Source organism: Sorangium sp. So ce406, from assembly GCF_051474675.1.
In the GTDB taxonomy this organism is placed as follows: Bacteria; Myxococcota_A; Polyangia; order Polyangiales; family Polyangiaceae; genus Sorangium; species Sorangium cellulosum_G.
In genome coordinates this window covers 2,507,421-2,534,366 of the sequence record NZ_CP150340.1, presented here as the reverse complement: position 1 = coordinate 2,534,366, position 26,946 = coordinate 2,507,421, and the positions used below count along the sequence as shown (strand labels likewise).

General features: G+C 72.7%; 23 protein-coding genes. 10 read left to right on the top strand and 13 right to left on the bottom strand.

Annotation, left to right across the window (positions count from 1 at the left end):
- Positions 1-7: 7 nt before the first annotated feature.
- The 9 genes from WME96_RS09505 to WME96_RS09465 form a co-directional block, all read right to left on the bottom strand.
- Positions 8-2,020, bottom strand: a complete 2,013-nt coding sequence (locus WME96_RS09505) for a RiPP maturation radical SAM C-methyltransferase (protein ID WP_437289824.1) — start codon at positions 2,018-2,020, stop codon at positions 8-10.
- Positions 2,021-2,023: 3 nt separating this feature from the next.
- The gene (locus WME96_RS09500) at positions 2,024-2,329 is read right to left on the bottom strand and encodes a hypothetical protein (RefSeq protein WP_433934926.1); all 306 of its coding nucleotides are present in this window, start codon (positions 2,327-2,329) and stop codon (positions 2,024-2,026) included.
- A gap of 620 nt (positions 2,330-2,949) precedes the next feature.
- Positions 2,950-3,873: a Rieske 2Fe-2S domain-containing protein gene (locus WME96_RS09495; RefSeq protein WP_437289823.1), complete on the bottom strand. Its 924-nt coding sequence runs from the start codon at positions 3,871-3,873 to the stop codon at positions 2,950-2,952.
- Between the two features lie 266 nt (positions 3,874-4,139).
- The gene (locus WME96_RS09490; RefSeq protein WP_437292295.1) at positions 4,140-5,108 is read right to left on the bottom strand and encodes an NAD-dependent epimerase/dehydratase family protein; all 969 of its coding nucleotides are present in this window, start codon (positions 5,106-5,108) and stop codon (positions 4,140-4,142) included.
- Positions 5,109-5,210: 102 nt separating this feature from the next.
- Positions 5,211-5,591, bottom strand: a complete 381-nt coding sequence (locus WME96_RS09485) for a hypothetical protein (RefSeq protein ID WP_437289822.1) — start codon at positions 5,589-5,591, stop codon at positions 5,211-5,213.
- Positions 5,592-5,826: 235 nt separating this feature from the next.
- Positions 5,827-6,858 (bottom strand): GH12 family glycosyl hydrolase domain-containing protein, encoded by a 1,032-nt coding sequence (locus WME96_RS09480; protein WP_437289821.1) that lies wholly within the window; start codon positions 6,856-6,858, stop codon positions 5,827-5,829.
- A gap of 260 nt (positions 6,859-7,118) precedes the next feature.
- Complete coding sequence (locus WME96_RS09475; protein ID WP_437289820.1) at positions 7,119-7,778, bottom strand: aspartate/glutamate racemase family protein; 660 nt, start codon at positions 7,776-7,778, stop codon at positions 7,119-7,121.
- A gap of 134 nt (positions 7,779-7,912) precedes the next feature.
- The gene (locus WME96_RS09470; protein ID WP_437289819.1) at positions 7,913-9,334 is read right to left on the bottom strand and encodes an AAA family ATPase; all 1,422 of its coding nucleotides are present in this window, start codon (positions 9,332-9,334) and stop codon (positions 7,913-7,915) included.
- Between the two features lie 100 nt (positions 9,335-9,434).
- On the bottom strand, positions 9,435-9,590 hold the full coding sequence (locus WME96_RS09465; RefSeq protein ID WP_437289818.1) for a hypothetical protein: 156 nt from the start codon (positions 9,588-9,590) through the stop codon (positions 9,435-9,437).
- Positions 9,591-9,854: 264 nt separating this feature from the next.
- On the opposite strand from WME96_RS09465, the gene WME96_RS09460 reads away from it, so the two are divergent.
- Positions 9,855-10,460, top strand: coding sequence for a helix-turn-helix transcriptional regulator (locus tag WME96_RS09460; RefSeq protein ID WP_437289817.1), 606 nt, complete (start codon positions 9,855-9,857; stop codon positions 10,458-10,460).
- Between the two features lie 188 nt (positions 10,461-10,648).
- Positions 10,649-11,290, top strand: a complete 642-nt coding sequence (locus WME96_RS09455; protein ID WP_437289816.1) for a glutathione S-transferase family protein — start codon at positions 10,649-10,651, stop codon at positions 11,288-11,290.
- 27 nt (positions 11,291-11,317) lie between these two features.
- Here the strand turns inward: WME96_RS09455 and WME96_RS09450 are convergent, their stop codons facing one another.
- Positions 11,318-13,132 (bottom strand): FG-GAP-like repeat-containing protein, encoded by a 1,815-nt coding sequence (locus WME96_RS09450; protein ID WP_437289815.1) that lies wholly within the window; start codon positions 13,130-13,132, stop codon positions 11,318-11,320.
- Positions 13,133-13,283: 151 nt separating this feature from the next.
- Positions 13,284-14,696: an L-serine ammonia-lyase gene (locus WME96_RS09445; RefSeq protein ID WP_437289814.1), complete on the bottom strand. Its 1,413-nt coding sequence runs from the start codon at positions 14,694-14,696 to the stop codon at positions 13,284-13,286.
- A 183-nt stretch (positions 14,697-14,879) separates the two neighbouring features.
- Between WME96_RS09445 and WME96_RS09440 the strand changes: the two genes are divergently transcribed.
- The 6 genes from WME96_RS09440 to WME96_RS09415 all read left to right on the top strand — a co-directional run bounded on the left by WME96_RS09440 (position 14,880) and on the right by WME96_RS09415 (position 21,590).
- A complete protein-coding gene (locus tag WME96_RS09440; protein ID WP_437289813.1) occupies positions 14,880-15,659 on the top strand; it encodes an OmpA family protein in 780 nt (259 codons plus the stop codon).
- Between the two features lie 13 nt (positions 15,660-15,672).
- Positions 15,673-16,941: a glycosyltransferase gene (locus WME96_RS09435; protein WP_437289812.1), complete on the top strand. Its 1,269-nt coding sequence runs from the start codon at positions 15,673-15,675 to the stop codon at positions 16,939-16,941.
- Between the two features lie 26 nt (positions 16,942-16,967).
- A complete protein-coding gene (locus tag WME96_RS09430; protein WP_437289811.1) occupies positions 16,968-17,489 on the top strand; it encodes a 2'-5' RNA ligase family protein in 522 nt (173 codons plus the stop codon).
- 153 nt (positions 17,490-17,642) lie between these two features.
- The gene (locus tag WME96_RS09425) at positions 17,643-19,319 is read left to right on the top strand and encodes a protein kinase domain-containing protein (RefSeq protein WP_437289810.1); all 1,677 of its coding nucleotides are present in this window, start codon (positions 17,643-17,645) and stop codon (positions 19,317-19,319) included.
- A gap of 73 nt (positions 19,320-19,392) precedes the next feature.
- Positions 19,393-20,448, top strand: a complete 1,056-nt coding sequence (locus tag WME96_RS09420; RefSeq protein ID WP_437289809.1) for a hypothetical protein — start codon at positions 19,393-19,395, stop codon at positions 20,446-20,448.
- The gene (locus tag WME96_RS09415) at positions 20,445-21,590 is read left to right on the top strand and encodes a hypothetical protein (protein WP_437289808.1); all 1,146 of its coding nucleotides are present in this window, start codon (positions 20,445-20,447) and stop codon (positions 21,588-21,590) included. Before WME96_RS09420 ends, WME96_RS09415 begins: the two co-directional genes overlap by 4 nt.
- 27 nt (positions 21,591-21,617) lie before the next feature.
- Here the strand turns inward: WME96_RS09415 and WME96_RS09410 are convergent, their stop codons facing one another.
- A complete protein-coding gene (locus WME96_RS09410) occupies positions 21,618-24,977 on the bottom strand; it encodes a hypothetical protein (RefSeq protein ID WP_437289807.1) in 3,360 nt (1,119 codons plus the stop codon).
- A gap of 118 nt (positions 24,978-25,095) precedes the next feature.
- Between WME96_RS09410 and WME96_RS09405 the strand changes: the two genes are divergently transcribed.
- Both WME96_RS09405 and WME96_RS09400 read left to right on the top strand, forming a co-directional pair.
- Positions 25,096-25,539, top strand: coding sequence for a helix-turn-helix transcriptional regulator (locus WME96_RS09405; protein WP_437289806.1), 444 nt, complete (start codon positions 25,096-25,098; stop codon positions 25,537-25,539).
- 57 nt (positions 25,540-25,596) lie between these two features.
- The gene (locus WME96_RS09400) at positions 25,597-25,983 is read left to right on the top strand and encodes a VOC family protein (protein ID WP_437289805.1); all 387 of its coding nucleotides are present in this window, start codon (positions 25,597-25,599) and stop codon (positions 25,981-25,983) included.
- Positions 25,984-26,004: 21 nt separating this feature from the next.
- Here WME96_RS09400 and WME96_RS09395 read toward each other — a convergent pair whose 3' ends face one another.
- A complete protein-coding gene (locus tag WME96_RS09395; RefSeq protein WP_437289804.1) occupies positions 26,005-26,910 on the bottom strand; it encodes an FHA domain-containing protein in 906 nt (301 codons plus the stop codon).
- Positions 26,911-26,946: the final 36 nt, after the last annotated feature.

Sequence of the window (26,946 nt, the reverse complement as noted above, 5' to 3'; positions counted from 1 at the left end):
CGGCTCCTCATCTCCCCGGGCTCGCCGGCAGCGCGAGCGCCAGGAAGCTCCGGCCCTCTCGCATCATCAGCCCCCTCGCGCAGAACTCGACCAGCGCGGCCTCGACCTCGTCCGGCGGCGCGGAGATCCCGGCCTTCGCGGCGATGCTCTCGACCGCCAGCGGGCGATCGCTCGCCGCGAGGTACAGCGAGGCCAGCGGCTCCTCGAACGTGTACGTGCCGGCGCGCGCCGGATCGCGCAGGTCCTCGATCTGGAGCAGCTCCGGCGAGGACCAGTAGGTGAGCGACGGCCGCGGCGCCCGCTTCCACGCCTCGATCCAGGCGGTCACCGCCCTCGACAGCCCCTCGTACGCGGGCGCGGCCAGCGTGTTGTCGAGCTGGTAGTCGAAGAAATAAGCCACCCTGTCGAGCGCGACGTGCCGCGGATAGACATACGCGTAGCTCTTCTCCGGCCGCACGTAGGCGGCGGGGAACGACGCGCGATCCGCGTAGATCGGGCTGAACCGCTCCATCCAGATGGGGCCCGCGCCCCCGGGCGGCTCCAGGTGGGTGAGCTGCGCGATGAGCTCCGCCTGCTCCCGGTAGTCCTCCGCGGTCTCGCCCGGGAAACCCCAGATCAGGTTCCAGCCGACCCCGATGCCGTAGTACCTGGACCAGCGCATCGTGTTCACGTTCTGGATCCCGGTCACCCCCTTGCGCATCAGCTTGAGCACGTGGCTGCTCAGCGACTCGATCCCCGGCTGGATGCGCCGCACGCCGGCCTCGCCGAGCGTCTTGATCTGCTCCCGGGTGAGGTTCGACTTCACCTCGTAGAAGAACTCGTAATCGGTCCGCTCCTCGGCGAGGCGGGTGAAGAGCGTCTTCAGGTAGGCGTTCGAGACGATGTTGTCGACCGCCTCGAACTGGAAGCTCCTGTGGCGCCGCGCGAGCTCGGCCAGCTCCTTCGCGACGCGCTCGGGCGATTTGGCGCGGAACGCCATGGTCGAGCCGTTCAGCCCGCAGAACGTGCAATGGTGCTTCTCCCCCCACCAGCAGCCCCTGGCGCTCTCGAAGGGGATGTCGACGACGCGCCGGCCCGCGCGGGGAAGGAGACCGAGCGCCTCGGCCCGCTCGAAATACTCGCCGTACTCGGGCACCGGCAGCTCGTCGAGCCGCTCGAACGGCGGGCGCGGCCGCGGGCTCACCACCTCGCCGCCCCGCCGGCACGCGACGCTCGGCACCCCGGCCGGATCGCGCCCGTCGTGCAGCGCGAGGAGCAGCTCGGGGAAGGCCTGATCGCCCTCGCCGCACACGGCGTAATCGACGCAATCGATCGATCGGCAGAGCTCGACCCCCATGTCGCCCTCGAAGTTCGAGCCCCCGAAGAGCAGCGTCACGCCCGGGTGGCGCTCCTTGATGCGCCTCGCCAGGGCGAACGACGCCGTGTTCTGCTGGAACGTCGACGTGAAGCCGACCACCCGGAAATCCCCCCATGGGATCGCGTCGATCAGGAGATCCAGATAGCGGGGCACCACCTCGCGTCGGATCGCCCGCAGCCGCTCGGGCGACTCGGGCGAGCCCGCGGGCTGGCCGTCGGCGCCGGGCAGGAGGTCCTCGAGGAACCGGTCCTCGAGATCGGGCGCCCGGTCGCCGAAGGCCGCCAGGGAGAACAGCCATTCGCCGACCAGGCGCCCTCGATGCCGGCAGAGGTGCTCGTACACGGCCGGGCCGACCTGGACCGCGAAATCCAGGTTCAGGTGGTGGGTCGTCACCGGGAACCCGTGGGACTCCCCGATGGCCTTGAGGAGCCCGAGCTGGATGGATGGCCTCGTCATCGACACGAACGGCATCGTCACGAGCGCGACCCGAAACGACGCGCGCGATCTCCGTGTCGCTGCGTCCAGCCTGGTCACGTCGCCCCGGACCCCCGGTGACCCGGGCCGGACCTCTCCCTGCCCCGGCTCGGCCGCGTCGAGGAGCGATAGACGTCGCCTGTTGCCAGGCGCCGGTTCGCTCGCGATGTTCCTGGGCGACGAGCTCATGGGCTAGTTAGTCCAGGTGACGGTCGCGCCGCCGACGGAGACCTCCCTGGCGGCAGCCTCGCCCTCGAACTCGTACCTGGCCGCGACGCCCGCCTTGAACGCCGATTTGAAGGCGTCCGACAGCCTGGGCAGGCTCGTCGGGCCGGTCGGCTCCGCCGGCTTCGCCTTCGCCTTCTCCGCGATCGACTGGCCCGCGATGCTGATGATGGCGAGCAGGAGGCCCCGCTCGCTCTCGGTGAGCACCTCCGAGAGCTCATCCAGCTTGGTCGCGAGCTTGTCGATGTCTGCCTGCGTGGGTTTGATTTCCATCTGTTTTCACCTTTCGTGAATGGTTGACTGGGAATCCGGCGGCGCCATTGCGGGCGCCGCCGGAGCTTGCGGGGCTCCGGCGCGAGCGCGCGTGTCGGCGCGCCCTGCGCGCGGCGGGCGGCCGGCGCGCCGACACGCGCACTCGCGCACGCGCGCACTCGCGCGTGCGCCGCGCTGGCTGCTGCGGGAGCTTGCCTTGATCGAGCCCCTGAAACCGTTGCTTCTGTGGTGCGGCCCCTACCGCCCTACCGTCTCCACCGTCGCTCGAAGCGAGGTGCGGTCACGCCGGAAGCACTCGACCGTCCTACAATGATTTCTGGCTCACGCACGGTCAAGGCGCCGACCACGAGGTCGGCTGGCCATCCATGCCGGCGCGCGGGCATATTGGCTCGATGGCTCGCCTCATCCATCGATGTCGGCCGCAATGGCGGCGCGGGCGCTGAGCCCGCCGCCGCGGCGCGGCAATGCCCACGAGCGCCGTCGTCCGGGCATCGCCGCAGCACGGCTCGATCCATCTATCGCGTGCTTTCGCGCGGCTCGCCGCGCCGCGCGCCACGAGCGCCGAGCCCGCCGCCGCGGCGGTCAGCGTGAATTGGAGTCGCGCCCTCGCCCCGCGTGGCTCAGAGGAACTGGCTGCTCCACTTGCGGAACGTCATGATGGTCTTCTCGCCGGCACACAGGACGGGCTGAGGGCGATAGATCTTGTTCTCCCAGATCGGGATATCCTCCTCGATCTGCCGGCAGACCTCCGCGGCCAGGGCCTGGCCCAGGCGCTGCGCGCCGTCCTTGCGCAGCCAGAACGCGACACGCACGTCGACGAGCTCGTCGTCCACCGGGGTGACGGTGTTCACGAAGAGGAGCTCGACGATGCCGGTGAAGCGGATCGTCCCGTAGCCCATGCCGTGGCCCTCCCAGGTGATCGTGCCGTCGACCACCCGCCCGCCCGGGCCTCGCTGCTTCACCGCCGACCGGGATCGAATGATGTGGCCCTCGACCTCGACCTCCGTACGAGGCGGCTCCGGCATGCTGTGTACGGTGACGAAATGGGCCGGATCCACGATGTTCTCGAGCGTCTCCTGGACGTGCGTCCGGATCCTCCAGCGCCGGGTCGTGTCCATCGACCACTCCGTCGAGCGCGCCTCGGCGAGCGGCGGTATCTCGAAGGCAGGGGGCTCGCCGCCGATCGCGTGGTGGACCAGGATCGTGCCGTCGAGCTCCCGCGTCTCCCAGGCGCGGACCCTCGCCTTCGGAGGGATCGTGTCCGCGTACGGGATGTGCACGCACGCGCCCTCGCCGGAGATCACCCATCCGTGGAACGGACACCGGATGCCGTTCTGCTCGACGCGGCCTCCGATCCCGAGGTGGGCGCCCATGTGCGGGCAGTGGGCGTCGAGGACGCGGGCCTGGCCGTCCTGGGTCCGGAACAGCACCAGATCCCGCCCGAAGCAGCGGAGCGGGAGCGGGCCGCCCGTGGACAGCTCCTCCGAGGAGGCCACCTGGAACCAGCCTCTGGGGAAAGGCGGAAGCGGGATGCGAGCGCTCACGTGGGTCTCCTCGGCTCAGCGCCTGTCGGGGTCGGCCGGGCGCTCACGTGGCGCCCGGGGAAGAGGCTACGTCATGCCGGCGGTCGCGGCATCAGCTCACCACCCTACCAGCAGACTGGCAGACGTGGACGCGCCGAGACACGCCACGAAGCCGCAGCGCGTGGCCCTGCCCACGTCGAGCGCGGCGCGCGACACGCGAGCGGGCGGCCGCGCTCCAGCGGACACCGCCGCTGTGCGCCGCCGGGCCTCCCGGCCGCGGCTCCCCGTCAGCGCGCCGCCGCGAGCGCCGCCAGGCCCTCGTCCACGCCGAGGACGGGGGCATACCCGAGCTCGGCGCGGGCGCGGTCGGTCCGCACGGTCACGGTGCGCGACATCATGGCGACGGCGAAGCGGGTCATCGGCGGCGTCCGGCGGACGCCGAGGAGGCGCCACGCCCCCTCGATCGCGGTCGCGAGCGGCAGGGCGACGGCGCTCGGCACGCTGCGCCCGGGCAGCTCCACGCCCTGCGTGCGCGCCAGCGCGCTCAGGAACTCGCGCATCGAGCGCGCGCCGTCGTCCGCGACGAAATACGCGCGCCCGCCCTGGCCGCGCTCCAGCGCGAGCAGCAGCGCGTGCACGAGGTTCGCGACGTGGGTGGTCGACGTCCGCGCGCGGCCGCCGTCGATCCAGGCGAAGCTCCCCTCCCGCGCCATGCGCAGCACCAGGGGCAGCACGGTCGCGTCCCGCGGGCCCCAGACGAGGCGCGGGCGGATGGACACGGTGGTCATGCCGCCGGGGTCGTTCGCGGCGAGCGCGCGCCGCTCCGCCTCGGCCTTCGTCTCCGGGTACAGGAAGCGCTGCCTCTCCGGGTACGGGTGCGCCTCGTCGACCTCGACGAGATCGTGGCCGTCGAAGAGCGCCGCCTCGGTGCCGACGTGGACGAGCCGGCGCACCCCGGCCGCGCGCGCCGCCTCGATCACGCGCGCCGTGCCCTCCACGTTGCCCTCCCAGAACTGCGCGCGCGTCCCCCACTCCTCGACGTACGCGGCGCAATGCACCGCGGCCTCGGCGCCCATCAGGTCCTCGGCCTTGAGCGTCCCGAGGTCGGCCGCGACCGGCGTCGCGCCGTACCGCCGCACCACGTCCGCGCTCTTCGCGGAGCGAGCCAGCGCGCTCACCTCGTGGCCGGCGCGCACGAGCCCCTCGATGAGGTGGCCTCCGATGAACCCCGAACCCCCTGTAACGAAGACCTTCATGGCGGCCACGGTGCCCGCTCTCCTACCGGATGTCCAATGCGGCCGGCGGCGGCGCCGGGCCCGAACGGGCCCACGGTTCGACGCGACCGCCGACGGCGCCGGTCAAGGCACTGGCTCGTACTCGAATGTGGCTGTCGCACCAGCGGTCGCGTCATACGAATCCCCCAGCACCCGGAGCCGGTAGAGCGCAGCGCGCTCGGCGTCCCACACCAAGAGCCCCAATCCGATGCGGTACGACTCGTCGCTCTCATGGATTGTTGTCGCGCTCAGGTAGGCGATCGGGCTCCAGCTCGAGCAGCCAGCCACGTCGGTCGGGATGTCCGCCAGCGCCGCGAAGGACGTCCCTCTCTCGCAGATCGACTCGGCCGCAGCCGACCGGAGAGAGATCACCATCGCCCACTGGACACCGAGGTCTCCGGCATCCGACACGGTCCCGTCGGCAAGGCGCACGTGCTCGCCGGACCCGACAGTCTTCGACGTCAAGGTGACCGTCCTTGGCCACATGCCTGAATCCGAGGACGCTGCTGCGCCCGGGTCGTCCCCTGCAATCACGGGCTCTCCACACCCCACCGCCGCTGCCAGCAGCGTCACGCACGCCCCAGCGCACGTCCACCCAGCGAACGCCCTCGACCCATGTCTCATCGTATCCCTGCGGGTTTCCTGTCCCCCGCCCTCCGCGACCCCTCTGCCTGCGCGGGTCAGCGCACGTCAGCTCACGTCAGTTCACGTCAACGTAGAAATCGAGGCTCTTCAGGTTCGTGATCGGGCCTTCCCAGATCTCGAAGCCGACGGCGACCGCGTTCACCTGGTCGCCGGGCACGCTGAGGCCGCGCGTCTGCGCGTCGCGCACGAAGTCCATCACGTCGAACTCGATCTCGTAGCTGTCGTTCCCCTCGGCGCGCACCCAGTTCACGATCGGCAGGCCGTTCACCATGCCGTTCCAGATGTTCCACGTGCCGGGGACGTTCGCGACCGTCACGCCCTGGTGCGCGGGGTTCGGCTGCCCGGCGGGCTGAAAGCTCGGCGGATCGCGCAGCCACACCATGAGGTAGCCCTGGAGCCGCGTGCCGTTGCCCATCCAGATGTCGTACGCGGCGTTGTACTCGCCCTCGTTGCCATTCTTGGCCCAGCGCCAGCCGGTGCGTAGGCTCGTGATGGATGCGCTCGGCGCCGGCAGGCCGCAGTCTGGCACCTCCATCACCGAGTAGCGGCCACAAAAGACGGTCGGGTACGAGGCGGGCTGCCCCATCGAGCCGGCCGCGCCGCTCATGCTCTCCACCGTGAACGACGTGCCTTCCCACGAGATGGTGTGGCTGTCGAAGCCGGGGCCCCAGCCGTTGGTGATGAGCACGTACGGCGTGTCGTCGCGCGAGACGAGGCCCGTCTCGTACCGCTCGCTCGATCTGCCGGAGCCCTCCATGGTGCCATTGCCGAGCTCGGAGCCCGGGTTCGCGGTCCCGCCGGCGCCGCTGCTGCTGCTCGCGCTGCCGCCGCCCGTTCCTGCCGTGGTGCTGGTGCTGCTGCTCGCGCCGCTGGTGCTGCCGCTGGTCGCGCCGGTGCCGCCCGTTCCTGCCGTGGTGCCGCCGCTGCTGGCCGCGCCGCCGCCCGTCGCGCTGCTCGCGCTCGGCAGACCGCCGGATCCCCCCGAACCGCCGGTGCCAGCGTCGTCGGAAGATCCAGAGCAACCGGCGGCGAGGGTCGCCGTCATCGTGAGCAGTGCCAAAGATCCGGTCAGGGAAAGCGCTCTCATGGGGGGAACATACCACCTGGACACCGGCGCACGGGGGCGCGTGGTGCCGCCGTGCGCGAGAAAACAGCGCGCGACTTGAACAATTGCAGCAACAGCGATGGCGTCACCGCTCGGCTCCAAAAGTGTGGCACGCGTCGAATCGCGAGCTTCACGGACTGGACGTCGCTCGCCAGAGAGGCGCTCGATCGTGGCTCACCGATCTTCATCGATGCCCCGAGCCGCAGACTCCCGGGCTCGCCACCGAGGACGTGACGTGACGGCTACGCCGAGGCGCGGTATGCCCGGATGGCCGCCTCGAGCCCCGGACGTGGGCTGCTGAAGACGGGAACAGGCAGGTCGGGGCACGAGGCGGCGGCGGCGGCCATGGAGGCCTGCGCCAGGACGATCGCGTCGGCCGTCGGCGCCGCGTCGCGCAGCCTCGCGGCGATCGCCTGGCGATAACCCGCGTGATCGCCGCGCTCGAAGTGCGGCCATGCGTCCTCGAAGAGCGCCTCGGTGATCGCGAGGGTCCTCCCGGCCTGGTGGGCCACCTCGAGGAGGAGCTCGCGCGTCGGCGCGATGGTGCTGGCCAGCGTCGCGGCGACGAGGATACGCCCGCCTGCGGCGACGGCGCGCTCCGCCATCGCGCGATCGACGCGGAGGACCGGATGGCCGGCCGACCGGCCGGCGCGCTCGGCGCACCCGCCGATCGTCGAGCAGGTGCAGAGGACCACGGCGGAGCCGCCGGCCATGGCGCTCAGGATCGCCTGGTCGATGCGGCGAGTCACCTCGGGGGTGAGGCCCGAGGCGCGGGCGTCGCGCAGGAGGTCCTCGTCCACCACGTGCCTCGCGGGGATCGTCGGGGCCATCTCGGCCAGCAGCCGATCGAAGGTGGCGATGTGCACGGGCGATGTGTGCAAGAAGGTGAGCGTCTTCGTCACGGGCAGGCTCTCGGCGCGGCGCTCATCCTTCTATTTCCCCTGATTTCCTGGCGCCCCTGGCGTCATGGCGGTCCGCTCACCGGCCTGACTTCCCGCAGCAGGGCTCGTACGCGCCGGCGGGCGGCTGGGGGTGATCACGAGGGGCGGTGGGCCTGAGCGCCGAGGAGGCTCCGGGTGAGCGGCCCCCCGTCGACGAGGAGCTCGTGCAACGCCTCCTTGAGGTCCTCCTCGGCGACCGCGGTGCCGCGCCCCGCGTCGGCCGCGAACAGCGCCGCCCGCCTCAGGAGCTCGCGGATGAACGCCGCGCTCACCCCCTCGGTTCGCGCGATGAGCGGCGCGAGGTCGTCGCCCCTGAGCGAGAGACCGCGGCCGTAGAGCGCGAGCAGCCGCCGCCGGCAGTCGGCGTCCGGCAGCGGGACCTCCACGGCGAGATCGATCCGCCCCGGCCGCGCCGCCAGCGCGGGCTCCAGGGCCTGCGGGCGGTTGGTGGTCAAGAGGAAGATCACGTCGGTGTCCTCGGCGAGGCCGTCCATCTGGTTCAGGAGATCGAAGAGCAGCGGGGAGCGACAGCTCGAGTCCGTGCTCTCGCGGTCCTGGGCGATGATATCGACGTCCTCGAGCACCACGAGCGACGGCTGGAGCGACCGCGCCATCGCGCAGGCCTCCTTGAGGAGCTTCACCCCGAGGCCGGTGAGGAGCAGGGTGGTGCGCTCCTGCATCTGGCTCGCCAGGTACATCGCGGTGAGGGTCTTGCCGGTGCCCGGGGGACCGTAGAGGAGCAGCCCGCGCTTCAGGTGTCGCCCCGAGGCGAGCAGGGACTCTCTGTGCCGGGAGAAGCCGATGGTCGACCGCTCGAGCCGCGCGAGCAGCGCCTCGGGCAGGATGAGCGATTCGCGCGCGATCCGCGGGAGGCTCTGGAGCTCGATCTTGGTCGCGGCCGGGAACACGTCGGTGGCCTCGCTCAGGGTGACCACGCGGCTGCGGTAGACGTTGAGCCGGCGCATCAGGACGCGGAGCTCGGCGAGGAGGCGCTGGGCGCGCTCGTTGTCCCTCGCCATCACCTCGACGGTGAGCTGCTGGCGCCGGAACCCGGCGTCGTTCGGGCCGCGCACCAGCAGCGCGAAGCGCTCGTCCCCGTGGCCGAGGAGGTAGATGCCGCCGGCGACGCAGGCGATGACGCGCTCCTCGTCGAGGCGGACGTTGCGGTACTGCACGGGCCCCAGCGAGGGCGGCGCCCCGCCGACCCCGGGTATCGCCGGAGGCGGCGAGACGAGATCGGGGAGGCTCACCCCGCGGAACATGTCGCCGCCGGAGACGCCGAGCAGCTCGGAGGTGAACCCGCCGTCGCGGAGGTGGGTCTCGATGGCGAGCTGGAAGTTCGGGTGGTCCGAGGGCGGGAACTCCTCGGCGACGACGGGGAGGGCGCGGGGGTCGGCGCCGAAGTGCCCGCGGAGGCGGCCGAGGAAGACCGGCTCCTGCGCGGCCTGGGCCGCCGCCATCGCGCCCACCAGATCCGTGAGGGAAGGAGTGGGGTTCTGGGGCTTGTCGTTGTCCATTGATCTCGTCTCCCGCGTGGGGTGGACAATACCAGACGAGCGGGTGAGCTCGTTGGACTTGTTGGTTCTGATCAGGGATCTGCGGATTGTACTTTGGACGTCATGAAAGCCGCCAGTCGTCTCGACCACCCGCGCGAACAACGCGCAGCCAGGGCGCGTTGACGAACTGGTCGATGAAGTCGACGGGCATGTCGACCCGTGCATCCCAGCCGTCCGTCCAAATGGTAACATCGCTCGTCATGCTGAACGACGTCACACAGTCACCCGAAGGCGAGCCTGGATGACGCGGTCACGAGCCCGATCGACGGACGCGAACGCCAGAGCACGGCTGGCACGGCCGCGCGTGGCCGAGGCGAGGGTCGGCCACGGGTCGCCGCTGCGCGTGAGGCAGACGGAGACGGATCTTCTCTTCGCGGACGTGGAGTGGGGCTCTCCGGCGATCGTGCGCGTCCTGCAGGGCCAGAAGCAGCTCCGCCGCGCGGACGAGTCCCTCGCGGCGCGGCCGGGAGAGCTGCTCTACGTGCCCGCGGGTACCCGGATCGACGTGCGCAATGTACCGGCGCAGGGGGCCTACGAGGCGGAAGGCGTCATCCTGTCTTTCGAGCTCGCGCGCTACCTGCCGCCTCGCGCGGAAGCGCGCGAGCGCCAGGAGGTCCGCAAGCTGCGCGTCGCCGAGCACGAAGAGCTCGACGCGGCGTTGACCCGTTGTCTGGAGGCGTTCGAGCGAGGCCTTCCCGCGGCCGTCCAGCGCTCCCGCCTCCTCGAGCTCGTCGCATGGCTCGGCGAGGCGGGCATCGACCCCTTCGTCGCCGCCACCGATGTTCGTCTCCGGCTGAAGCGAATGCTCGGCGAGCGCCCCGCCCACCCGTGGCGACTGCCGGACGTCGCCCGGCGACTGGGGATGAGCGACGACACGCTACAGCGCCAGTTGCGCCGAGAGGGCACGGGGTTCCAGCAGCTGCTGCTCGAGATCCGGATGGATCATGCGCTCATGCTTCTCTGGACAACCGAGCGACCGCTCGCCATCGTCGCCGAGCAATCCGGCTACGACTCGCCATCTCGGTTCGCGGAGCGCTTCCGAGATCGATTCGGCGTGCTGCCCTCGGAGCTGCGCCGTCGTCGCTAGCGCCCCTTCACCGAGGGGCGTCGCGCCGCGGGTTGCGGCGTCCGAGCGCGCGGTTGCGGTTCCGGGGCGATCCGGCGGCGCTACGATTCAGAGGTCGCGCAGCTCGGCGTCACTCGCCTTCGTCCACCTCTGCTGGACGTCGCTGAGCTGAGTGCGCTTGTCTCCACGCTCCTCGCAAGGAAGGCTCCATGCTGAAGATCCATCACCTCGGTCACTCCCAGTCGGAGCGGATCCTCTGGCTCTGTGAAGAGCTCGGCGTTCCCTACGATCTCGAGAAATACACGCGCGATCCCGTCACGCGCCTGTCGCCGCCGGAGCTGAAGGCGCTGCATCCGCTCGGCGCGGCCCCGCTCATCGAGGTCGACGGGTTGTTGCTGGCCGAGTCGGCCGCGATCGTCGAGTTCATCCTTGCCCGGTACGGTCGCGGCCGTCTGCGACATGGGCCGGATCATCCCGATTTCGCCTCCTACCTCTACTGGTTTCATTTTTCCAACGGCAACCTCCAGCCGGTGATGCTCCGCGCGATGATCGTGGGACGGTGCGGCCTCGGGCCGGATCATCCGGCTCTGACGTCGGTGCAGGGACGACTGGACCAGGTGCTCGCGCTGATCGAAGCGCGCCTCGGGCAGACCGACCATCTGGCAGGGAGCGAGTTCACCGCAGCCGACATCATGAGCGTCTTCTCGCTCACCACGATGCGGCTGTTCCATCCGGTGGATCTCGCGCCTTATCCCAGCATACTCGCCTATCTTCAGCGCATCGGCGCGCGGCCCGCGTATCGGCGGGCGATGGCCAAGGGCGACCCGGACCTGACGCCCGTGCTCACCTGACGCCGGGTCGACGCCCGCGCTGCGCAGCTACGGCGACACCGACGATCCGAATTTCTCGGTGCTGTCGCCGCCCGCGCCAGCGAGGGAGGCCTGCGGGTCGTCGCTGAGGTTTCCGCCGAGGAACACGCGCATGCTCGGGCCCCTGGCGAACCCCACGACGATGTCACCGAGCCCATCGCGGTTGAAGTCGCCGGCGCGCGAGATGCGCGTCCCTGCCTTGTCGCCGGACCGCCCGATGCTCGCGGCGTCCGGCTCCGCGTCGGGGCGCGCGCTGCCGCGGTACACGTACAGCTTGCCGCCTGGATAGATCTCGGGCGCGCCCACGAGCATCTCGGCGAAGCCATCGCCGTCCAGGTCCCCCGCGGACACCGCCTGTCCGAAACGATCGGACGAACCTTCCCCCTGGAGCGTCAGATCGGCCGTCGTCTCGAACGCCGCTCCCGGTCCGCCGAGGAACAGGGAGGCCGTGCTGCTCGTCGGATCGCCCACGAGCAGGTCGGCGAACCCGTCTCCGTCGACATCCCCTGCGCTCACCGATCGTCCGAACTCGCCCTCGCCGACGAGCAGGCCCTCAGGTACTGTATCGATCGGGCCGGACGAGCCGAAATGCACGTAGACGCGGTGGCCGCCGGGCGCTCCGACGGCGATGTCCGAGAATCCGTCACCATTGAAGTCTGCCGACGCGAGCGATGCGCCGAACGCGCTCGAGTCTTGCACCCCCACGAATTTGGCGTCTGCGGCGGGATCGAGGCTCCCGGCTCCGCCCAGGAGCACGTAGGCGCTCCCGGGCTCGCCCCCGTCGTACCCGCTTCCTGGCGTGCCGATCACCAGATCGGCGTAGCCATCTGCATTGATGTCGCCCGAGGTCAGCGCGGCGCCAAACAGGCGCTCTTTCATCCGGACAGGCTCCGTGATCGGCTGGACCGGGGGCCACGTCCCTGGATCGGCCGAGCTCCCGGGCATCACGAGGACCAGGCCCCTGAAATCGGCGTGAGACGACCCCCCGAGCACGGCGTCGGCGAAGCCATCCCCGTTCACGTCGGCGGTCGCAACGGCGCTCCCCACGTGGGCCGTCTCGATGGGCCGACGTTCCATGCTGAGACCGACCAGCACGCCATCCGCCTTCGCGTCGAAGCCGTCGCCCGTTCCACCCAGAAAGACGTAGGCGCCTCCGCAGGGGTAGTAGCCGTCGAACTCCGGGGGCAGGAAATCGCTCGCCCCCACGAGGACGTCGTCGGCCCCGTCGCCGTTCAGGTCGTGGTGACCCCGCCCTACGTTGATCCATCGCACGGCCGACGGCTCGGAGCAGGCGCCCTCCGCGCACGCGCGGACTCGCCAGTAGACGCGGCTGCCCACGGGGGGCGCCGCGGACCCTTCGAGGTCGGCGTCCGGCTGCCAGCGCGTCGCCGCCGTCGTCGCCGCGTCGATGCCCGCGGCGAACGACGGGTCCTGGCTGAGCTCGATGGTGTACTCGATGCTGCCTCCGTCAGGCGCTCTCGAGGGCTCCCAGACGAAGGTGGGTCTCCTGGAGCCGGGCACGAGCATGGATCCGACAGCGCTGTCCTGCACCGGCAACCGCGGCACCGGCGTCGTGGGCGCGCTCGGGTCGCCGGCTCCACCGCTGCCGCCGGCGCCGCCGCTGCCGCCGGCTCCACCGCTACCGCCGCTCCCACCGCTGCCGCCGGCTCCACCGCTACCGCCGGCGCCACCGCTCCCGCCGCTCCCACCGCTCCCGCCGGTGCCCGACCCCGGGTCCAGGGTCACGTCCTCGATCCCCAGGAGATCGGCACATCCGAGAAAGAGCGTCGCGAGCGCCACGGCCGGGACGAGAGAGCTCCGCATTCCATGAGGCTAAGCGAACGGCGAAACGCTCACAAGGCGAGCGCGGCGGGCCGAGCGCGGCGGGCCTGGCAGCGTCACGCGCGAGGCGCCACGGCCCGCCAGCAAGATCGCGCCGCGACTGGCGCGCTTCGCCCTTGCCTGACGCGCGACGCTAGCACTCCGGCAGGTGGACCCCGACCTCGAGCGGCACCTCGACCACGTTCACCGCGAGGCCGCCGCGCGCCGTCTCCTTGTACTTCGACTCCATGTCTGCGCCGGTGTCGCGCATCGTCTTGATCACCTTGTCGAGGCTCACGAAATGCGCCCCGTCCCCGTGCAGCGCCATGCGCGCGGCGCTGATCGCCTTGATCGCCGCCATCGCGTTGCGCTCGATGCACGGCACCTGGACGAGCCCGCCAACCGGATCGCACGTGAGCCCGAGGTTGTGCTCCATCGCGATCTCGGCCGCGTTCTCCACCTGCGCCGGCGTGCCGCCCAGCCCCTCGGCCAGCGCGCCCGCGGCCATCGAGCACGCGGAGCCCACCTCGCCCTGACACCCCACCTCCGCGCCGCTGATCGACGCGTTCTCCTTGTAAAGAATGCCTATCGCGCCCGCCGTCAGCAGGAACCGGAGGACGCCCTCGTCCGTCGACGTCGGCACGAAGCGCCGGTAATAGTGCAGGACCGCCGGGATGATGCCCGCCGCGCCGTTGGTCGGCGCCGTCACGACGCGGCCCCCGGCGGCGTTCTCCTCGCTCACCGCGAGCGCGTAGAGGCTCACCCAGTCGATCGCCGTCAGCGGATCCCGCAGCCCCGCCTCGGGGCTCTCGATGAGCTTGCGATACAGGGCCGGGGCGCGGCGCGTCACCTTGAGGCCGCCGGGCAGCACGCCCTCGGTCCGGAAGCCGCGCCGCACGCACGCCTGCATCACCTCCCAGATCCGCAGGAGCCCCGCCCGGATCTCCGCCTCGGGGCGGAAGACCTTCTCGTTCTCCAGCATGACCTGGCTGATCGACAGGCCGCTCGCCGCGCACACCGCGAGCAGCTCCGCCGCGCTGTGGAACGGATACGGCAGCGGCGTCCTGTCCTCCCCGATCGGACTCTCGCCCTTCGCCGCGGCCTCGTTCACCACGAAGCCGCCGCCTACCGAGTAATACACGCGCACGCGCAGCGGCGCGCCCTCCTCGTCGAGCGCCGTGAAGCGCATGCCGTTCGGATGAAACGGCAGACTCCGGTGCAGGAACGCGAGATGCCCTTTCACCTGGAAGCCGATCTCGCGCCGGGAGAGCAGGGAGAGGCGGCCGCTCCGCCGCACGCCGTCGACGATCTCGCCGGCGCGCTCGACGTCCACGCCGTCCGGCGTCTCGCCCAGGAGCCCGAGGATCACCGCCTTGTCGCTGCCGTGGCCGCGGCCGGTCGCGCCGAGCGAGCCGAACAGCTCCACCTGGACGGCCGCGACGCGGCCGAGCAGCCCCGCCTCGTCGAGATCCACCGCGAACATGCGCGCCGCGCGCATCGGACCGACCGTGTGCGAGCTGCTCGGGCCGATGCCGATCTTGAAGAGATCGAAAATGGTAACCGCCATGTGCCCCGGAGCGCCGTGATTCCCGCGTGATTCCCGCCGGATGACCCCTCGACGCCCGCGGACACTACGGGATCCCGCGCGCGCCCGCCACCGCGGCACGCGTCGCTGTGACGCCGGTCGCCCGGTGGTATACTCGTCCCCGTCTTCCCTCACTTCCCTCCCCCTCCCGCGATGAGGTCCTCCATGCGCCATCTCCCGGCCCTGCTCCTCGCCGCCTCCCTGCTCGCCCCCGCCGCCGCGCGGGGCGACGGCCCCGCGCCCGCGCCGGGCGCCCAGGCCAGGCCCGCGCTGGAGGTGACCATCGATCGCTCCAGGGTCGACCTGAAGGGCCGCCAGATCGAGGTCAAGCTGTCGCGCGCCGCGAGCAAGGTGCGCATCAAGGTCCTCGGCCAGTCGGGCACCGTCCTCGCCGAGGAGGAGAAGCCGTTCGGCGGGGCCGCCGCCGGCACGCCGCTCGTCGTGACGTGGTCGCCCTCGAGCGACGAGACCGTCGGGCGCATCGAGGTGTACGGCCACGACACCGAGGGTTACTGGGCCGGCATCGCGATCATCCCCTGGAACGTGAGCATCCCCCACGAGGAGGTGCAGTTCGAGACCAACTCCGACGTCATCCGCGCCCCCGAGGTGCCCAAGCTGGAGGCGAGCCTCCAGCGCATCTCCGAGGTGGCCGCGAAGGCCCGGGAGCTCGGCAAGATCACGCTGTTCATCGTCGGCCACACGGACACTGTCGGCGGCGTCGAGCACAACCTCGCCCTGTCGCGGAAGCGCGCCCGCGCGATCGCCGCCTGGTTCAAGGGCCGCGGCCTGAAGCTCCCGGTCGCGTACGAGGGGCTCGGCGAGTCGTCGCCGATCGTGAAGACCGCCGACCAGGTGGACGAGCCGCGCAACCGCCGCGTCGATTACATCCTGTCGATCGAGCCGCCGAAGCTGCCGTCGGGCGAGGCGTCCTGGAAATCGCTCTGACCCTCGAACCAGCATGAAGACCACCATCCTCGCCCTGGGCACCCGGGGCGACGTCCAGCCCGCGATCGCGCTCGGCAAGGCGCTCGCGGCCCGCGGTCACGCGGTCCGCGTCCTCGCCGGCAAGAGCTTTCAGCGCTGGATCGAGGGGCACGGGCTCACGGCGATCCCGGGGAGCGTCGACATGGTCGAGGTCATGGAAAGCGACCTCGGGAGGGAGTGGGTGTCGCGCGGCACGGACCCCATGGCCCAGTCGCGGATCCTGCAGCGGCTCATCGATCGCTTCGGCGCGGAGATGGCCGACGACGCCCTGCGCGCGTGCGAGGGCGCCGAGCTCATCCTGAGCAGCTTCACCTCGGACACCTACGCGGCCTCCATCGCCGAGGCCTCCGGCGCGGCGCAGGTCAGCATCCCGTTCCAGCCCTCGATCCTGGCGACGCGCCACGGGCCCACCGCGGTCGCCGCGCCCTTCCCGCGCCGCGACAGCCTGCTCAACCTCCTGTTCGGCAAGCTCCTGATCGAGCCGACGGTGTGGCGCTGGTACGGCGCCGTGACGGCCCGCGTGCGGCAGCGGCTCGGCCTGCCGCCGCAGGATCGTCGGGCATACATGGCCGCGCTGCGCCGCATGCTGGTCGTCCACGGCTACAGCGCCCACGTCGTCCCGCACCCGCCGGACTGGCCGCCCAGCTACCACACGACGGGCTACTGGTTCCTCGACGAGGGCGAAGATTACCGGCCGCCCGAGGCCCTCGAGCGGTTCCTCGCGGCGGGAGAGCCGCCGATCGCCCTCGGCTTCGGCAGCATGACGTCCCACGATCCCGGCGCCACGACAAGGCTCCTCGTCGACGCTGTCGCGCGGAGCGGCCAGCGCGCCGTCCTGCTCTCCGGCTGGGCCGGGCTCGGCGACATGACGCTGCCCGACACCCTCCTCCGGATCGACGCCGCGCCGCACGACTGGCTCTATCCGCGGGTCGCCGCGGCGGTGATCCACGGGGGCGCAGGCACCGTGGCCGCGTGCCTGCGCGCCGGGCGGCCCGCGGTGGTCGTCCCGCACCTCGGGGACCAGCTCTTCTGGGGGCGCCGCGTCGAGGAGCTCGGCGTCGGTCCGCGCGCGATCCCGCGGCCACGCCTCACCGCCGACGCGCTCGCGGCCGCGATCCGGACCGCCGCGACCGACGCCGGCGTCCAGCAGCGCGCCGCGGAGCTCGGGCGCAAGATCCGCGGCGAGGACGGCGTCGCGACGGCGATCGACCACATCGAGCGGCACCTCGCGGCGCGCGCGTAGCCCCGGCGATGCGCTCGTGGAGCACAATGGCGGAAGAGACAGCGTTCGCGCTCTGGCTCGTCCCCGGCGGGGCGCCGCGCGCGCGGCTGCAGGAGCTCATCGAGGCGCTCGCCCGGGAGACCGGCGGGCCGGCGTTCGCGCCGCACCTCACCCTGCTCGGCGGGCTGCGCGGCGACGGCGGCGACCTCGCCGCGAAGCTCCGCAGCCTCGGCGCGCGCCGCCCGATCGCGCTGGAGGCGCGGGGCCCGGCGACCGGGAGCGCCTACCACCAGTGCGTGTTCGTCGACGTCGCGCCGACCGAGCCGCTCGCGGCCCTGCGCCGCGCGGCCGCGACCGCGCTCGGCGCGCGCGAGACCCCCTTCCGCCCGCACGTGAGCCTCGTGTACGGCGACCTGCCGGCCGATCGCCGACAGGCGCTCGCCGCCGACCCGCGGGTCCTCGCGCTCGCAGGCGAGGCGTGGCGCGCAGAGCGGCTCGAGCTGTGGGCCGTGGAGGGCGAGGCCGAGCGCTGGCGCTGCGTCGACGGCATCGCGCTGGTGAGCCCGTGAGCACCCCGCCAGCACCAGCGCCAGGCTCGCCCACGATGTGTCCAGCGACACGGTCTGGTCGCGGCAGAAAAATCCACAGGCCTCTTACGTCCGGATCGCAGGATGCCGCTCTCCGAAGTAGGTGCGCCCCCGGATCTCGGCTAGCCTAGGACCATGGCGGCTCCCGTTGCTGTGGGCGATGTGCTGGCGGGCAAGTACCGCGTGGAGCAGATCGTGGGCGCAGGTGCGATGGGCATGATCGTCGCCGCGTGGCACCTGGAGCTCGATCAGCGCGTCGCGATGAAGTTCCTGCACTCGCCCGGCACCGACAGCGGCGGCGGCGACCCTGCGGAGCGGTTCCGGCGCGAGGCGCGGGCGCTGGCCAGGATCAAGAGCGAGCACGTGGCGCGCGTCCTCGACGTCGGCTCGCTCCAGGCCGGGCTGCCCTACATGGTGATGGAGTTCCTGGACGGGAACAACCTCTCGGACGAGATCCGCGCGCGCGGCCAGCTGCCCGTGATGGAGTCCGTCGGGTACATGCTCCAGGCGATCGAGGCGATGGCCGAGGCGCACGCCGCCGGCATCGTCCACCGCGATCTCAAGCCGGCGAACCTGTTCCTCGCGCGCCGGCCCGACGGGGAGCGGATCATCAAGGTCCTCGATTTCGGGATCTCCAAGGCGCTGCTCGGCATCTCGCGCGAAGAGCTGTCCTTGACCAAGACGGCGACCCTCCTCGGCTCGCCGCTCTACATGTCTCCCGAGCAGGTGCGCTCTGCCCGCGAGGTCGACGCCCGCGCGGACATCTGGTCTCTCGGCGTCATCTTCTACGAGATGCTGACCGGGCGGACTCCGTACAACGGCGACTCCGTCCCTCAGCTCTTCTCCGCGCTGCTCTACGAGTCGCCCTTCACGGTCGCCCAGATTCGCCCCGACGTCCCGCACGACCTCGACGCCGCGGTGATGCACTGCCTCGCCAAGGAGCGCGAGCAGCGGTGGAGGAACGTCGGAGACCTCGCCGCCGCGCTGCTCGCGTTCGGCCCCCCCGGGAGCCACGTGCACGCCGAGCGGGCGCGCCGCGTGCTCGGGCTCCAGGACCCCGGCGGGTCGCGGCCGAGCCTCCAGAGCCAGCCCAGCCTGCCGCCCGGCGCGATGCACGGGAGCGCGCACGCCGCCGGAGCGCGCCTGTCCGCGCCGCACATCCAGTCGCACGGGGGCCCGCACGCCGCCGGAGCGCGCGTGTCCATGGCGCCCGGCGGGACGCAGGGGGGCGCCGGAGCGCGCCTGTCCGTGCCGCACGGCGCGGCGTCGCCCGCTTCGGCCGCGGAGACGGGCCCCACGGTCAACTCGTGGAGCAACACGGGCCAGCCCCCGCGCGCAGGGCGCAAGGGCGCGGCGATCGGGATCGCCCTCGCCGGCAGCGCCACCCTCGCCGCGGTCGCGATCGCCGCCGTGCTCCTCCTGCGCTCCGGGCCGCCGGCCGCCGGCGAACAGCCCGCGGCGCCCGCGGCGGAGCTGCCCCCCGGGACCGCGGCGCCCGGCCCTGCGCGCGAGGCAGCTCCCGAGCCTGCGAAGCCCGCCGCGGCCGAAGCGACCGCGCCCGCGGCGACCGCCGGCGCGAGCGCGCCCGAGGCGACCGCCGGCGCGACCGCAGCCGACGCGACCGCGGCGCCGCCCGCGGCCTCCAGCGCGAGCGCGCGGCCGCCGGCCGCGTCAGCGACCCCGGGCGCGGCGCCCGCGGGCCAGCCGGGCGCGCCGGCGATGCGGCCCGCCGAGCGCCCGCAGCCGGGCCCGGCGGCGCGCCCGGAGCCGCGTCGAGACAACGAGATCAGCGACTTCGGCGGGCGGCGCTGAGCGAGGCGCGCGCGACGCCGATCAACGGCCCTCGGGCCCTGTCGTGGCCAGCTTGGAGGAGAGTACGGGACGAATGAAACGTCATCAGCGATGCATCGCACGCCGCGCCGGCCTGGGGCTGTGCGCGGCGTTGATCTCCGGGGCGATCCCCGCGTGGGCGGAGCCGAGCGCCGCCGAGAAGGCCACGGCAGAGGCGCTCTTCGACGCGGCGCTCGATCTGATGAAGAAAGGGCGCAACGAGGAGGCGTGCCCGAGGCTGGAGCAGAGTCACCGCATCGATCCGGGGATAGGCACGCTCCTTTACCTGGCCGAGTGTTACGAGAAGACCGGCCGCACCGCGAGCGCCTGGGCGACGTTCCGGCAGGCGATGTCGGAGTCGCAGGCCGCCGGGCAGACCGACCGCGCCCGCAAGGCGCAGGCGCGCGCGGCCCGGCTGGAGCCGGGCCTGTCGAAGCTCACCATCGACGTCGCGCCGGAGGCGCTGGCCATCGATGGGCTCACGGTGAGCGTCGCCGGCAAGGCCCTCGAGCGGCCGCTGTTCGGGATCGCGATCCCGCGGGATCCGGGCGAGATCGCGATCGAGGCGAGCGCGCCGGGCCACGAGACATGGAAGACGACCGTGAAGCTCGGGGCCACCAGCGCCGCGGAGAGCGTCAAGGTACCGCCGCTCACGCGGCTCAGCGCGGTGCCGAGCGTGCCCGGCACGCCGGTGCCCAGCGCCGAGGAGGGCCCCGCGCCGGCGCCCGCGCCCGCGCGCAGCGCCGCGGCGCCGGCGGAGTCCGGCGGCGACACGACGCGCCTGATCGGCCTGGTCGTGGGCGGCGCGGGCGTGGTGGGGCTCGGCGTCGGGACGTTCTTCGGGGTGAGGGCGATCTCGAAGAACGGCGAGGCGGAGGACTACTGCAAGGGCGGCGCGACATGCGAGGATCCGCGCGGCGTCACGCTGACCGACGAGGCCAGCAGCGCCGCCACCGCCTCGAACGTCGCGTTCGGGCTCGGGACGGCCGCCGTGATCGGCGGCGCCGTCCTGTATTTCGTCGTCGCGCCCAGGCAGACCTCGCGCGTCCAGGTGGGGCCGATGGTGGACGGGCGCAACGTCGGGCTGCTCGTGGGAGGGACGTTCCAATGAGGCGCATGACAGGGCTCCTGTCGCTGATCCTGCTCGCTCCGCTGGCGGCCGCGACGTGGCTCGGCTGCCACGCGATCGCGGGCATCGAGGACCGCACCTACGTCGATCCGGGGCAGGAGCCGGAGCCCACCGAGGTGAGCGAGCAGTGCGCGGCGTACTGCGCGGCCGTGATGGAGAACTGCACCGCCGAGCACCAGGTCTACTCGACGGTGGACACCTGCCACGGCGTGTGCGCGCTGCTGGAGCCGGGCGACCCGCTGGAGCCCGTGGACAACACGGTCGCCTGCCGCGCCCACCAGGCGGAGCTCGCGGGGCGCACCGGCGAGGTCGCTGTGCACTGCCCGCCGGCGGGCCCGGGCGGCGCCGGCGTCTGCGGGAGCAACTGCGAGAGCTACTGCGCGCTGCGGGCCGGCGCGTGCACGGCCGAGCTCGACTCGCACGAGCAGTGCGTCGCCATGTGCGAGGGGCTCACGGACGCCGACATGTTCGACGTCATCGAGAACCACGAGGGCGACACGCTGCAGTGCCGCCTCGTGCACGTGAGCTCCGCGACCGTGGACCCGGACGAGCACTGCAAGCACTCGAGCCTGATGCCGGTGGAGCCGTGCGTCGAGCCGGCGGGCACCGAGCCGGACTGCGAGGGCTTCTGCCAGGTCGTGATGACCTCGTGCACGGGCGAGCTGGCCGTCTACGAGTCGGAGGCGCAGTGCCTCGCCGTCTGCGGTGCGCTCCCCCCCGGCGGCGTGGAGGACCGGGAAGAGAACACCGTGGGCTGCCGCAAGTACCACGCCTACAGCGCGATGCTGGCGCCGACCGCCCACTGCCCGCACACGGGGCCGGGCGGCGACGGCCATTGCGGCTCCGCCGACGAGCCGGAGACGGGCCTGACGGGCAACTGCGAGTCGTACTGCATGCTGCTCGAGGCGGCCTGCAAGGAGTACTTCGACGAGACGTTCCCGGACCAGCCCGCGTGCGCGCTCGACTGCAGCGCGCTGCCGGGGGCGGCCCGCGACTCCGGCTACTCGGTCGCGAGCGCCGAGGAGGGCGCGCTCTCCTGCCGGCTGCTCCATGTCAGCCGCGCGCTCAGCGATCCCGCCGAGTGCGGCGCGGCGTTCGGCGACAGCGAAAGCCCGTGCCAGTGAAGGTCCGATCCCCCGCCGCGCGCCGCCTCACGGCGGCGTGACGAACGACGCCGGCCCCGCCACGGCGGGGGACGGGTCCTTCCGGTAGCGCTCGACGAGCAGCGCGCGGCGCTCCGCCGTCCAGCCGTTCTTCGGGGACGCCGCCTGCACGAGCGCCTCCAGCGCGAGCCGCCGCAGCCGCGGATCCTTGCTCTCCCGCAGCTCCTGCTCGAGCAGCGACGGGTGCACGCAGGCGTGCACCGCGGCCATCGCCGCGACCATCGCGTCGTGGTGCAGCAGCTCCCGCCGGCCGAGGTCGGTGAGCGCCTGCCCGAGCTCGCGCCACGGGAGCAGGCGCGCCGCGAGCCCGAGGTACTGCGGCACGGCCAGGACGTCCTGCTTCAGCGCGGCGAGCAGCCCCTGGCCGACGGCCAGGTGGTGCTGCGGGGCATAGGCGCCGAGGCGCGCCGTGAGCACGGGCAGGAACGCCACGAGGTGGCGGCGCCTCGGCGCGAGCTCCTCGAGGCGCTGGACGACGCGGCGTACCTCGCCCGGCTGCATCCGGGCGAGCGCGGCGGCGAGCGCCTCGGCCGCCTCCTCCGGCGCGGCCGCGCCCATGTGCCCGAGCAGCCGGTCGAAGAGCGCGCGCTTCTCGTCCCGGAGCGGCAGGTGCGCGGCGCGCCGCAGCAGATCCAGCCGCGCCTCGGGCTCCGCCCGGCCGAGGATCGCGGCGAGCAGCCCGACCACGCGCTGCTCGGCCTCGGCCGACAGCCTGCCGAGCGGGATGTCCGCGAGCTTCGAGGCGACGATCCAGTCGGGATCCTGGACGGCGCGCGCGAAGACGTCCCAGGTCTCGCGCCGGTCGAGGTGGTCCCAGAGCGCGCGGAGCAGCGCGATCCGCACGTCGCGGTGCGCCTTCGGGGTGTCGAGCCGGAGCAGGTCCCGGTAGGCGTCCTCGCCGCCCATCTCGCCGAGCAGGCGCACGACCTCCTTGGCCACGGTCACCTTCGTGGTCGGCACCGCCCGGAGCTCCGCGAGCACCCGCTGCCGCGTCATCTCGGCGAACACCTTCCGGAGCGCGTAGATGGCCCAGCGCGCGCGATCGTCGCCCAGGCACTCGATCAGCACGGGCACGCCCTGGCCGGCGTCGAGCCACGGCAGGCCGCGGACGGCCATCTCGCGCACGGGCTGCCGCGGATCCGAGGCGAACGGGGTGAACGCGGACGCGTCGGCGTAGGCGAGGCGGATCAGCGTCGAGACCGCGAACCGCTGCGTGGGGACGTCGCACGTCTCGTCCGCGAGCAGCGCGCGGAGGCTGGCCGCGTACCGCTCTTGCTGCCTCGCCGTCCAGCGGCCGTGGCCCGCGCCGAAATCGACGACCCAGTGGGTCCGGCCGGTCGCGAACCTGCCGGTCATGGGCTGGGCCTCCAGGAGCGGATCCAGGAGGTCCTGCCGCTTCCGGCTCACGTGCCGGGCGACGACGCCGACCAGGACGAAGCTCCTGTCGTCGCGCAGGAGCGCGGGCACGAGCCGGGCGAACCGCGGCCGATCGTGGAGGCTCAGCAGGCCGAGCGCCGCGATCGCGACGCCGAGGAACGGGAGCTCGCGGGAGAGCCGCTCCAGCGCCTCGAGCAGCGGCGGCACGACCTTGAGGCGGACGCCGAGGCTCTGCGCGAGCAGGAGCACCGCCGCGGCGCGCTCGCGGGTGCACCAGAGATCCGCGAGCTGCGCGAGCGCCGGGGTGAGCCGCTCGGCCTCCGCCCGCGTCAGCCCGTCCCCGAGCCCCGCCGTCGAGACGGCGCCGCGCGCGGCGAGGATCTTCGCGAGCCAGCGCGCCCCCCACGCCCCGTCGAGGCGGAACAGCTTCACCACGAGCCGCTCCACGGCCGAGGCCGTGGCCTGGGACAGGTCCGCGGCGTCGAGCGCGTCCTGCACGACGGCGCCCACGGCCTCGAGGTGCTGCGGCCCGAACCGGGCGACGGGCAGCGCGGCGAGGGCGCCGATCATCGCCCGCCGCACCGGATCCTGCTCGAACTTGCGGGCGCGCACGGCCGCGAGGGCGTCCGGGATCGCGCCCCGATCGTGCGCGACGGTCGCGAGGAGCAGCGCCTGCGCCCGCGCCCGCTCGTCGCCCTCGGGGTGCCCGAGGAACGGCGCGAGCACCTCCCTGGCCTCGGCGAACCCGAGCAGGCGCGCGTAGGTCATCCGCCGCTCCGGCTTGGCGGCGAGCGCGGGGCACTCCGTGAGGTGCCGCCGCGCCTCGCGCTCGCGCAGGTCGCGCGGCAGGACCTCGAGCAGCTCGGGCGCGATGGTGCCGTCGGAGGCCTGGGCGGCGCACGACCAGCGCGCGAAGGCCCGCTCGCGGATCGCGTGCTCCCCGGGCGACTCGGCCTTCACGTAGCGGAACAGGAACGCGCCGAAGCCCCCGCGCCCGCCGTCGAGGAAGGCCCGCAGGACGGCCTTCTGGTCGTCGGCGCGGAGCCGCAGGAACCACCGCGCGCCCCGCTTGCCGTCGCTCAGCGTGCCCCAGGCGTGGCGGATGAGGTAGTCGAGGCGCTCGGCGCCGAGGCCGCGCACCCCCTTGTCGAAGCGCACGACGTGGAAGGCGCCGGGCGGCCGCGCGGGGAGGCCGCTCTCGTGGCGGGCCCGGAGGAGATCGAACGTGGCGGCGGGGCGCGCGCGGGCCAGCACGCGGAGGGGGTCGGCGAGGAACGAGGGCTCCTCGCCGAGCGCGAAGAGGGCCTGGATCAGCGCGACCGCCGCGTCGGGGGCGCGTCGGGCCAGCGAGACGAGCAGCGGGGCGAGGCGGTAGCGCTGCCGGACGTCGAGCGTTCGGGCGCGCGCGATCGCCTCCCCGAACCAGCGCGCCGCGGCCGCGGGGTGCATCGCGGCGAGCCGCGCGAGGCATCGCGGGCCGCCCGCCTCGTCGATGTCGCGCCGGTGCGACGACGCGAGCTTCTCGGTGCCGAAGGGGAGCAGATCGACAATCGCCGGATCGCGCCCCTGCTTCATGCGCGCGGCGAGGAAGGCGTCCACGACCCCGCGGCGCTTCCGCCGCGCGAGCTGGGCCACGGTGCGCACGAGGGTGCGCCGCGAGAGGAGGGCGCCGAGCGCCTCGAGCGCCTGCGCGTCGTCGCAGAAGCGGGCGACCATGCGGCTCGCGCGCTGCCGCACGGCGCGGGACGGGTCCGACAGGGCGGCGACGACGCGCGCGCCGTCCCCGGACCCGCACACGGCCATGAGCGCGAGGAGGCGCTCGTACGGCTGAGCGCCGCGCGAGAGCGCGCCGAGGAGGGCCGCGGCGCCGGCGTCGCCGCCCGCGGCGGCGCGGCCCAGCTCCACGGCGCGGCGGACGCGGTCGTGGTGCGTCAGCGGCTCGATCTGGTCGAGGAAGGAAGCGATGTCCATGGGCGGCGATCATAACGCCCCGGGGCGCGGGGCTCGCAAGGCGGGAGCACCGCGCCAGCGGCGCGCCGGCAGGGTCGCTTGAGCCAGCCGCCGCGGGGCTCTATCGTGGTTGCAGGCGATGCTGCTGGGACACGTGGCGCTGAGGAACCTCTGCCGGGCGCGGGATCTGCTGTCCGATGTGCGCGAATCGAGGCTGTCGATCGAGGAGGTGGCGAGGGAGGTGGCGATCTCGCCCTATCACTTCATCCGGCAGTTCGAGGCCGTGTTCGGCGTGACCCCGCACCAGTATCGCATCCGGCGGCGCCTCGATCTGGCGAAGCAGCTCCTGGCGGCCGGGCACCACTCGGTGACCGACGTGTGCATGGAGGTCGGGTTCTCGAGCCTCGGCAGCTTCAGCGCGCAGTTCGCGCAGCGGATCGGCATGCCGCCGTCGGCGTACCAGCGGCGTGTGCGCGCGCTGGTCCAGGTGCCGGGGAGGCTTCCGTGGGAGCTCGTGCCCGGTTGTCTCACCCTGATGGGCCGGTTGCCGCCCGGTGCGTTTCGCAGTTTTCGAGAAGCGTGAGCCGGGCGGTCCTGGCAGAGTCGGCCTCGAACCATTCACCCAGCGAGGCGATCGTCGATGAGGATCAAGCTCAACAGCATCATGGTCGAGGACCAGGACCGAGCGCTCACGTTCTACACGGAGGTGCTCGGCTTCAAGAAGAAGCACGACATCCCGCTCGGAGAGTACCGCTGGATCACGGTGGTCTCGCCGGAGGGCCCCGACGACGTGGAGCTCGTGCTGGAGCCGAACGCCAACCCGGCGTCGAAGACGTACCAGCAGGCGTTGTTCGCGCAGGGCATCCCGCTCGCCGCGTTCGAGGTCGAGGATCTCAAGGCCGAGTTCGCGCGCCTCAAGGAGCGTCAGGTCGCGTTCACCAAGGAGCCCACGCCGATGGGCCCGGTGATGATCGCGGTGCTCTCGGACACCTGTGGGAACCTGATCCAGCTGTATCAGCCGCTCTGATACCGCCTCTCCCGTCTCCCTTCATATCTGCACCACCTCTAGCTGCTCCACGCCGATACGGATCATCCCGGTCCCCGGTCGCCTCGCGATCACCCCCGCGGCCCCGCGGATCCCCAGCGCCGCGAGCTGCTTGCGCGCCCGGAAGATATCGACGTTGAGCTTCGGCGCGTCGGTCGCCAGCATCCGACAGAGCGCCTCGCTCTCGACCCAGCCCTGCTCGGCCGAGGACGCATCCCGGTCGGCGAGCCGTCTCCTCGCCAGCGTCAGCAGGAGGTAGTGGTACGTGCGCGGCGGCACCTTCGTGAGCTCGCCGCGGTGGAGGACCTCCACCTCGACGTGCTCCTCGTCGCGCGTCACGCCGAAGCGCAGCGCGATCGTCTCCAGCAGCGGACCGGCGCCCTCCACGTCCATCGTCGCGGCCGCGGCGCTCGGTAGATCCAGGACCCAGCCCTCGCCGTCGACGATCACGACCTCGCGATCGAGCACGGGCCGCGCCCCCTCTTCGGTCTCGAGCTGCCAGCCGCCGCACTCGACGACGCTCGCCCGCGGGTGCTCCTCGTCGGGCAGCACCAGCAGCCCGCCCGAGGCGACGCGCACCCGGCCGCTCGTGGCGCTCCGCGCGCTCGCCGCCGGAGGGGCGCCGTCGATCAGCGTGAAGGCGTGCTCCGGGCCGCCGACCGAGAACCCGTCCCCCTCGCCGAGGCGGACGCGCTCGCCCGGCGCGAGCCGCCGGCCGCCCACGAACGTGCCGTTCTTGCTGCCGAGATCGCGGAGCTCCCAGGCGCGATCGACCCAGCGCAGGCCCGCGTGCTCACCCGAGATCCGCGGGTCGTCGAGGCGCAGGTCGCACCCGGCGTGCCGGCCGACGAGGCACCGGGAGCCCAGCGCGATCGTGCCGTCGAATCCGGCCCGCTTCAGTGCCCCCATGGCGCCCGCGTAATTTACCATCGGCGTCGGCCGCGC

Bases quoted from the DNA above. Each gene is read 5' to 3' on its own strand.
- WME96_RS09505 (WP_437289824.1), bottom strand. From the start codon at position 2,020: ATGAGCTCGTCGCCCAGGAACATCGCGAGCGAACCGGCGCCTGGCAAC.
- WME96_RS09500 (WP_433934926.1), bottom strand. From the start codon at position 2,329: ATGGAAATCAAACCCACGCAGGCAGACATCGACAAGCTCGCGACCAAG.
- WME96_RS09490 (WP_437292295.1), bottom strand. From the start codon at position 5,108: ATGAAGGTCTTCGTTACAGGGGGTTCGGGGTTCATCGGAGGCCACCTC.
- WME96_RS09480 (WP_437289821.1), bottom strand. From the start codon at position 6,858: ATGAGAGCGCTTTCCCTGACCGGATCTTTGGCACTGCTCACGATGACG.
- WME96_RS09470 (WP_437289819.1), bottom strand. From the start codon at position 9,334: ATGGACAACGACAAGCCCCAGAACCCCACTCCTTCCCTCACGGATCTG.
- WME96_RS09455 (WP_437289816.1), top strand. From the start codon at position 10,649: ATGCTGAAGATCCATCACCTCGGTCACTCCCAGTCGGAGCGGATCCTC.
- WME96_RS09450 (WP_437289815.1), bottom strand. From the start codon at position 13,132: ATGCGGAGCTCTCTCGTCCCGGCCGTGGCGCTCGCGACGCTCTTTCTC.
- WME96_RS09445 (WP_437289814.1), bottom strand. From the start codon at position 14,696: ATGGCGGTTACCATTTTCGATCTCTTCAAGATCGGCATCGGCCCGAGC.
- WME96_RS09440 (WP_437289813.1), top strand. From the start codon at position 14,880: ATGCGCCATCTCCCGGCCCTGCTCCTCGCCGCCTCCCTGCTCGCCCCC.
- WME96_RS09435 (WP_437289812.1), top strand. From the start codon at position 15,673: ATGAAGACCACCATCCTCGCCCTGGGCACCCGGGGCGACGTCCAGCCC.
- WME96_RS09430 (WP_437289811.1), top strand. From the start codon at position 16,968: ATGGCGGAAGAGACAGCGTTCGCGCTCTGGCTCGTCCCCGGCGGGGCG.
- WME96_RS09425 (WP_437289810.1), top strand. From the start codon at position 17,643: ATGGCGGCTCCCGTTGCTGTGGGCGATGTGCTGGCGGGCAAGTACCGC.
- WME96_RS09420 (WP_437289809.1), top strand. From the start codon at position 19,393: ATGAAACGTCATCAGCGATGCATCGCACGCCGCGCCGGCCTGGGGCTG.
- WME96_RS09415 (WP_437289808.1), top strand. From the start codon at position 20,445: ATGAGGCGCATGACAGGGCTCCTGTCGCTGATCCTGCTCGCTCCGCTG.
- WME96_RS09410 (WP_437289807.1), bottom strand. From the start codon at position 24,977: ATGGACATCGCTTCCTTCCTCGACCAGATCGAGCCGCTGACGCACCAC.
- WME96_RS09405 (WP_437289806.1), top strand. From the start codon at position 25,096: ATGCTGCTGGGACACGTGGCGCTGAGGAACCTCTGCCGGGCGCGGGAT.
- WME96_RS09400 (WP_437289805.1), top strand. From the start codon at position 25,597: ATGAGGATCAAGCTCAACAGCATCATGGTCGAGGACCAGGACCGAGCG.
- WME96_RS09395 (WP_437289804.1), bottom strand. From the start codon at position 26,910: ATGGGGGCACTGAAGCGGGCCGGATTCGACGGCACGATCGCGCTGGGC.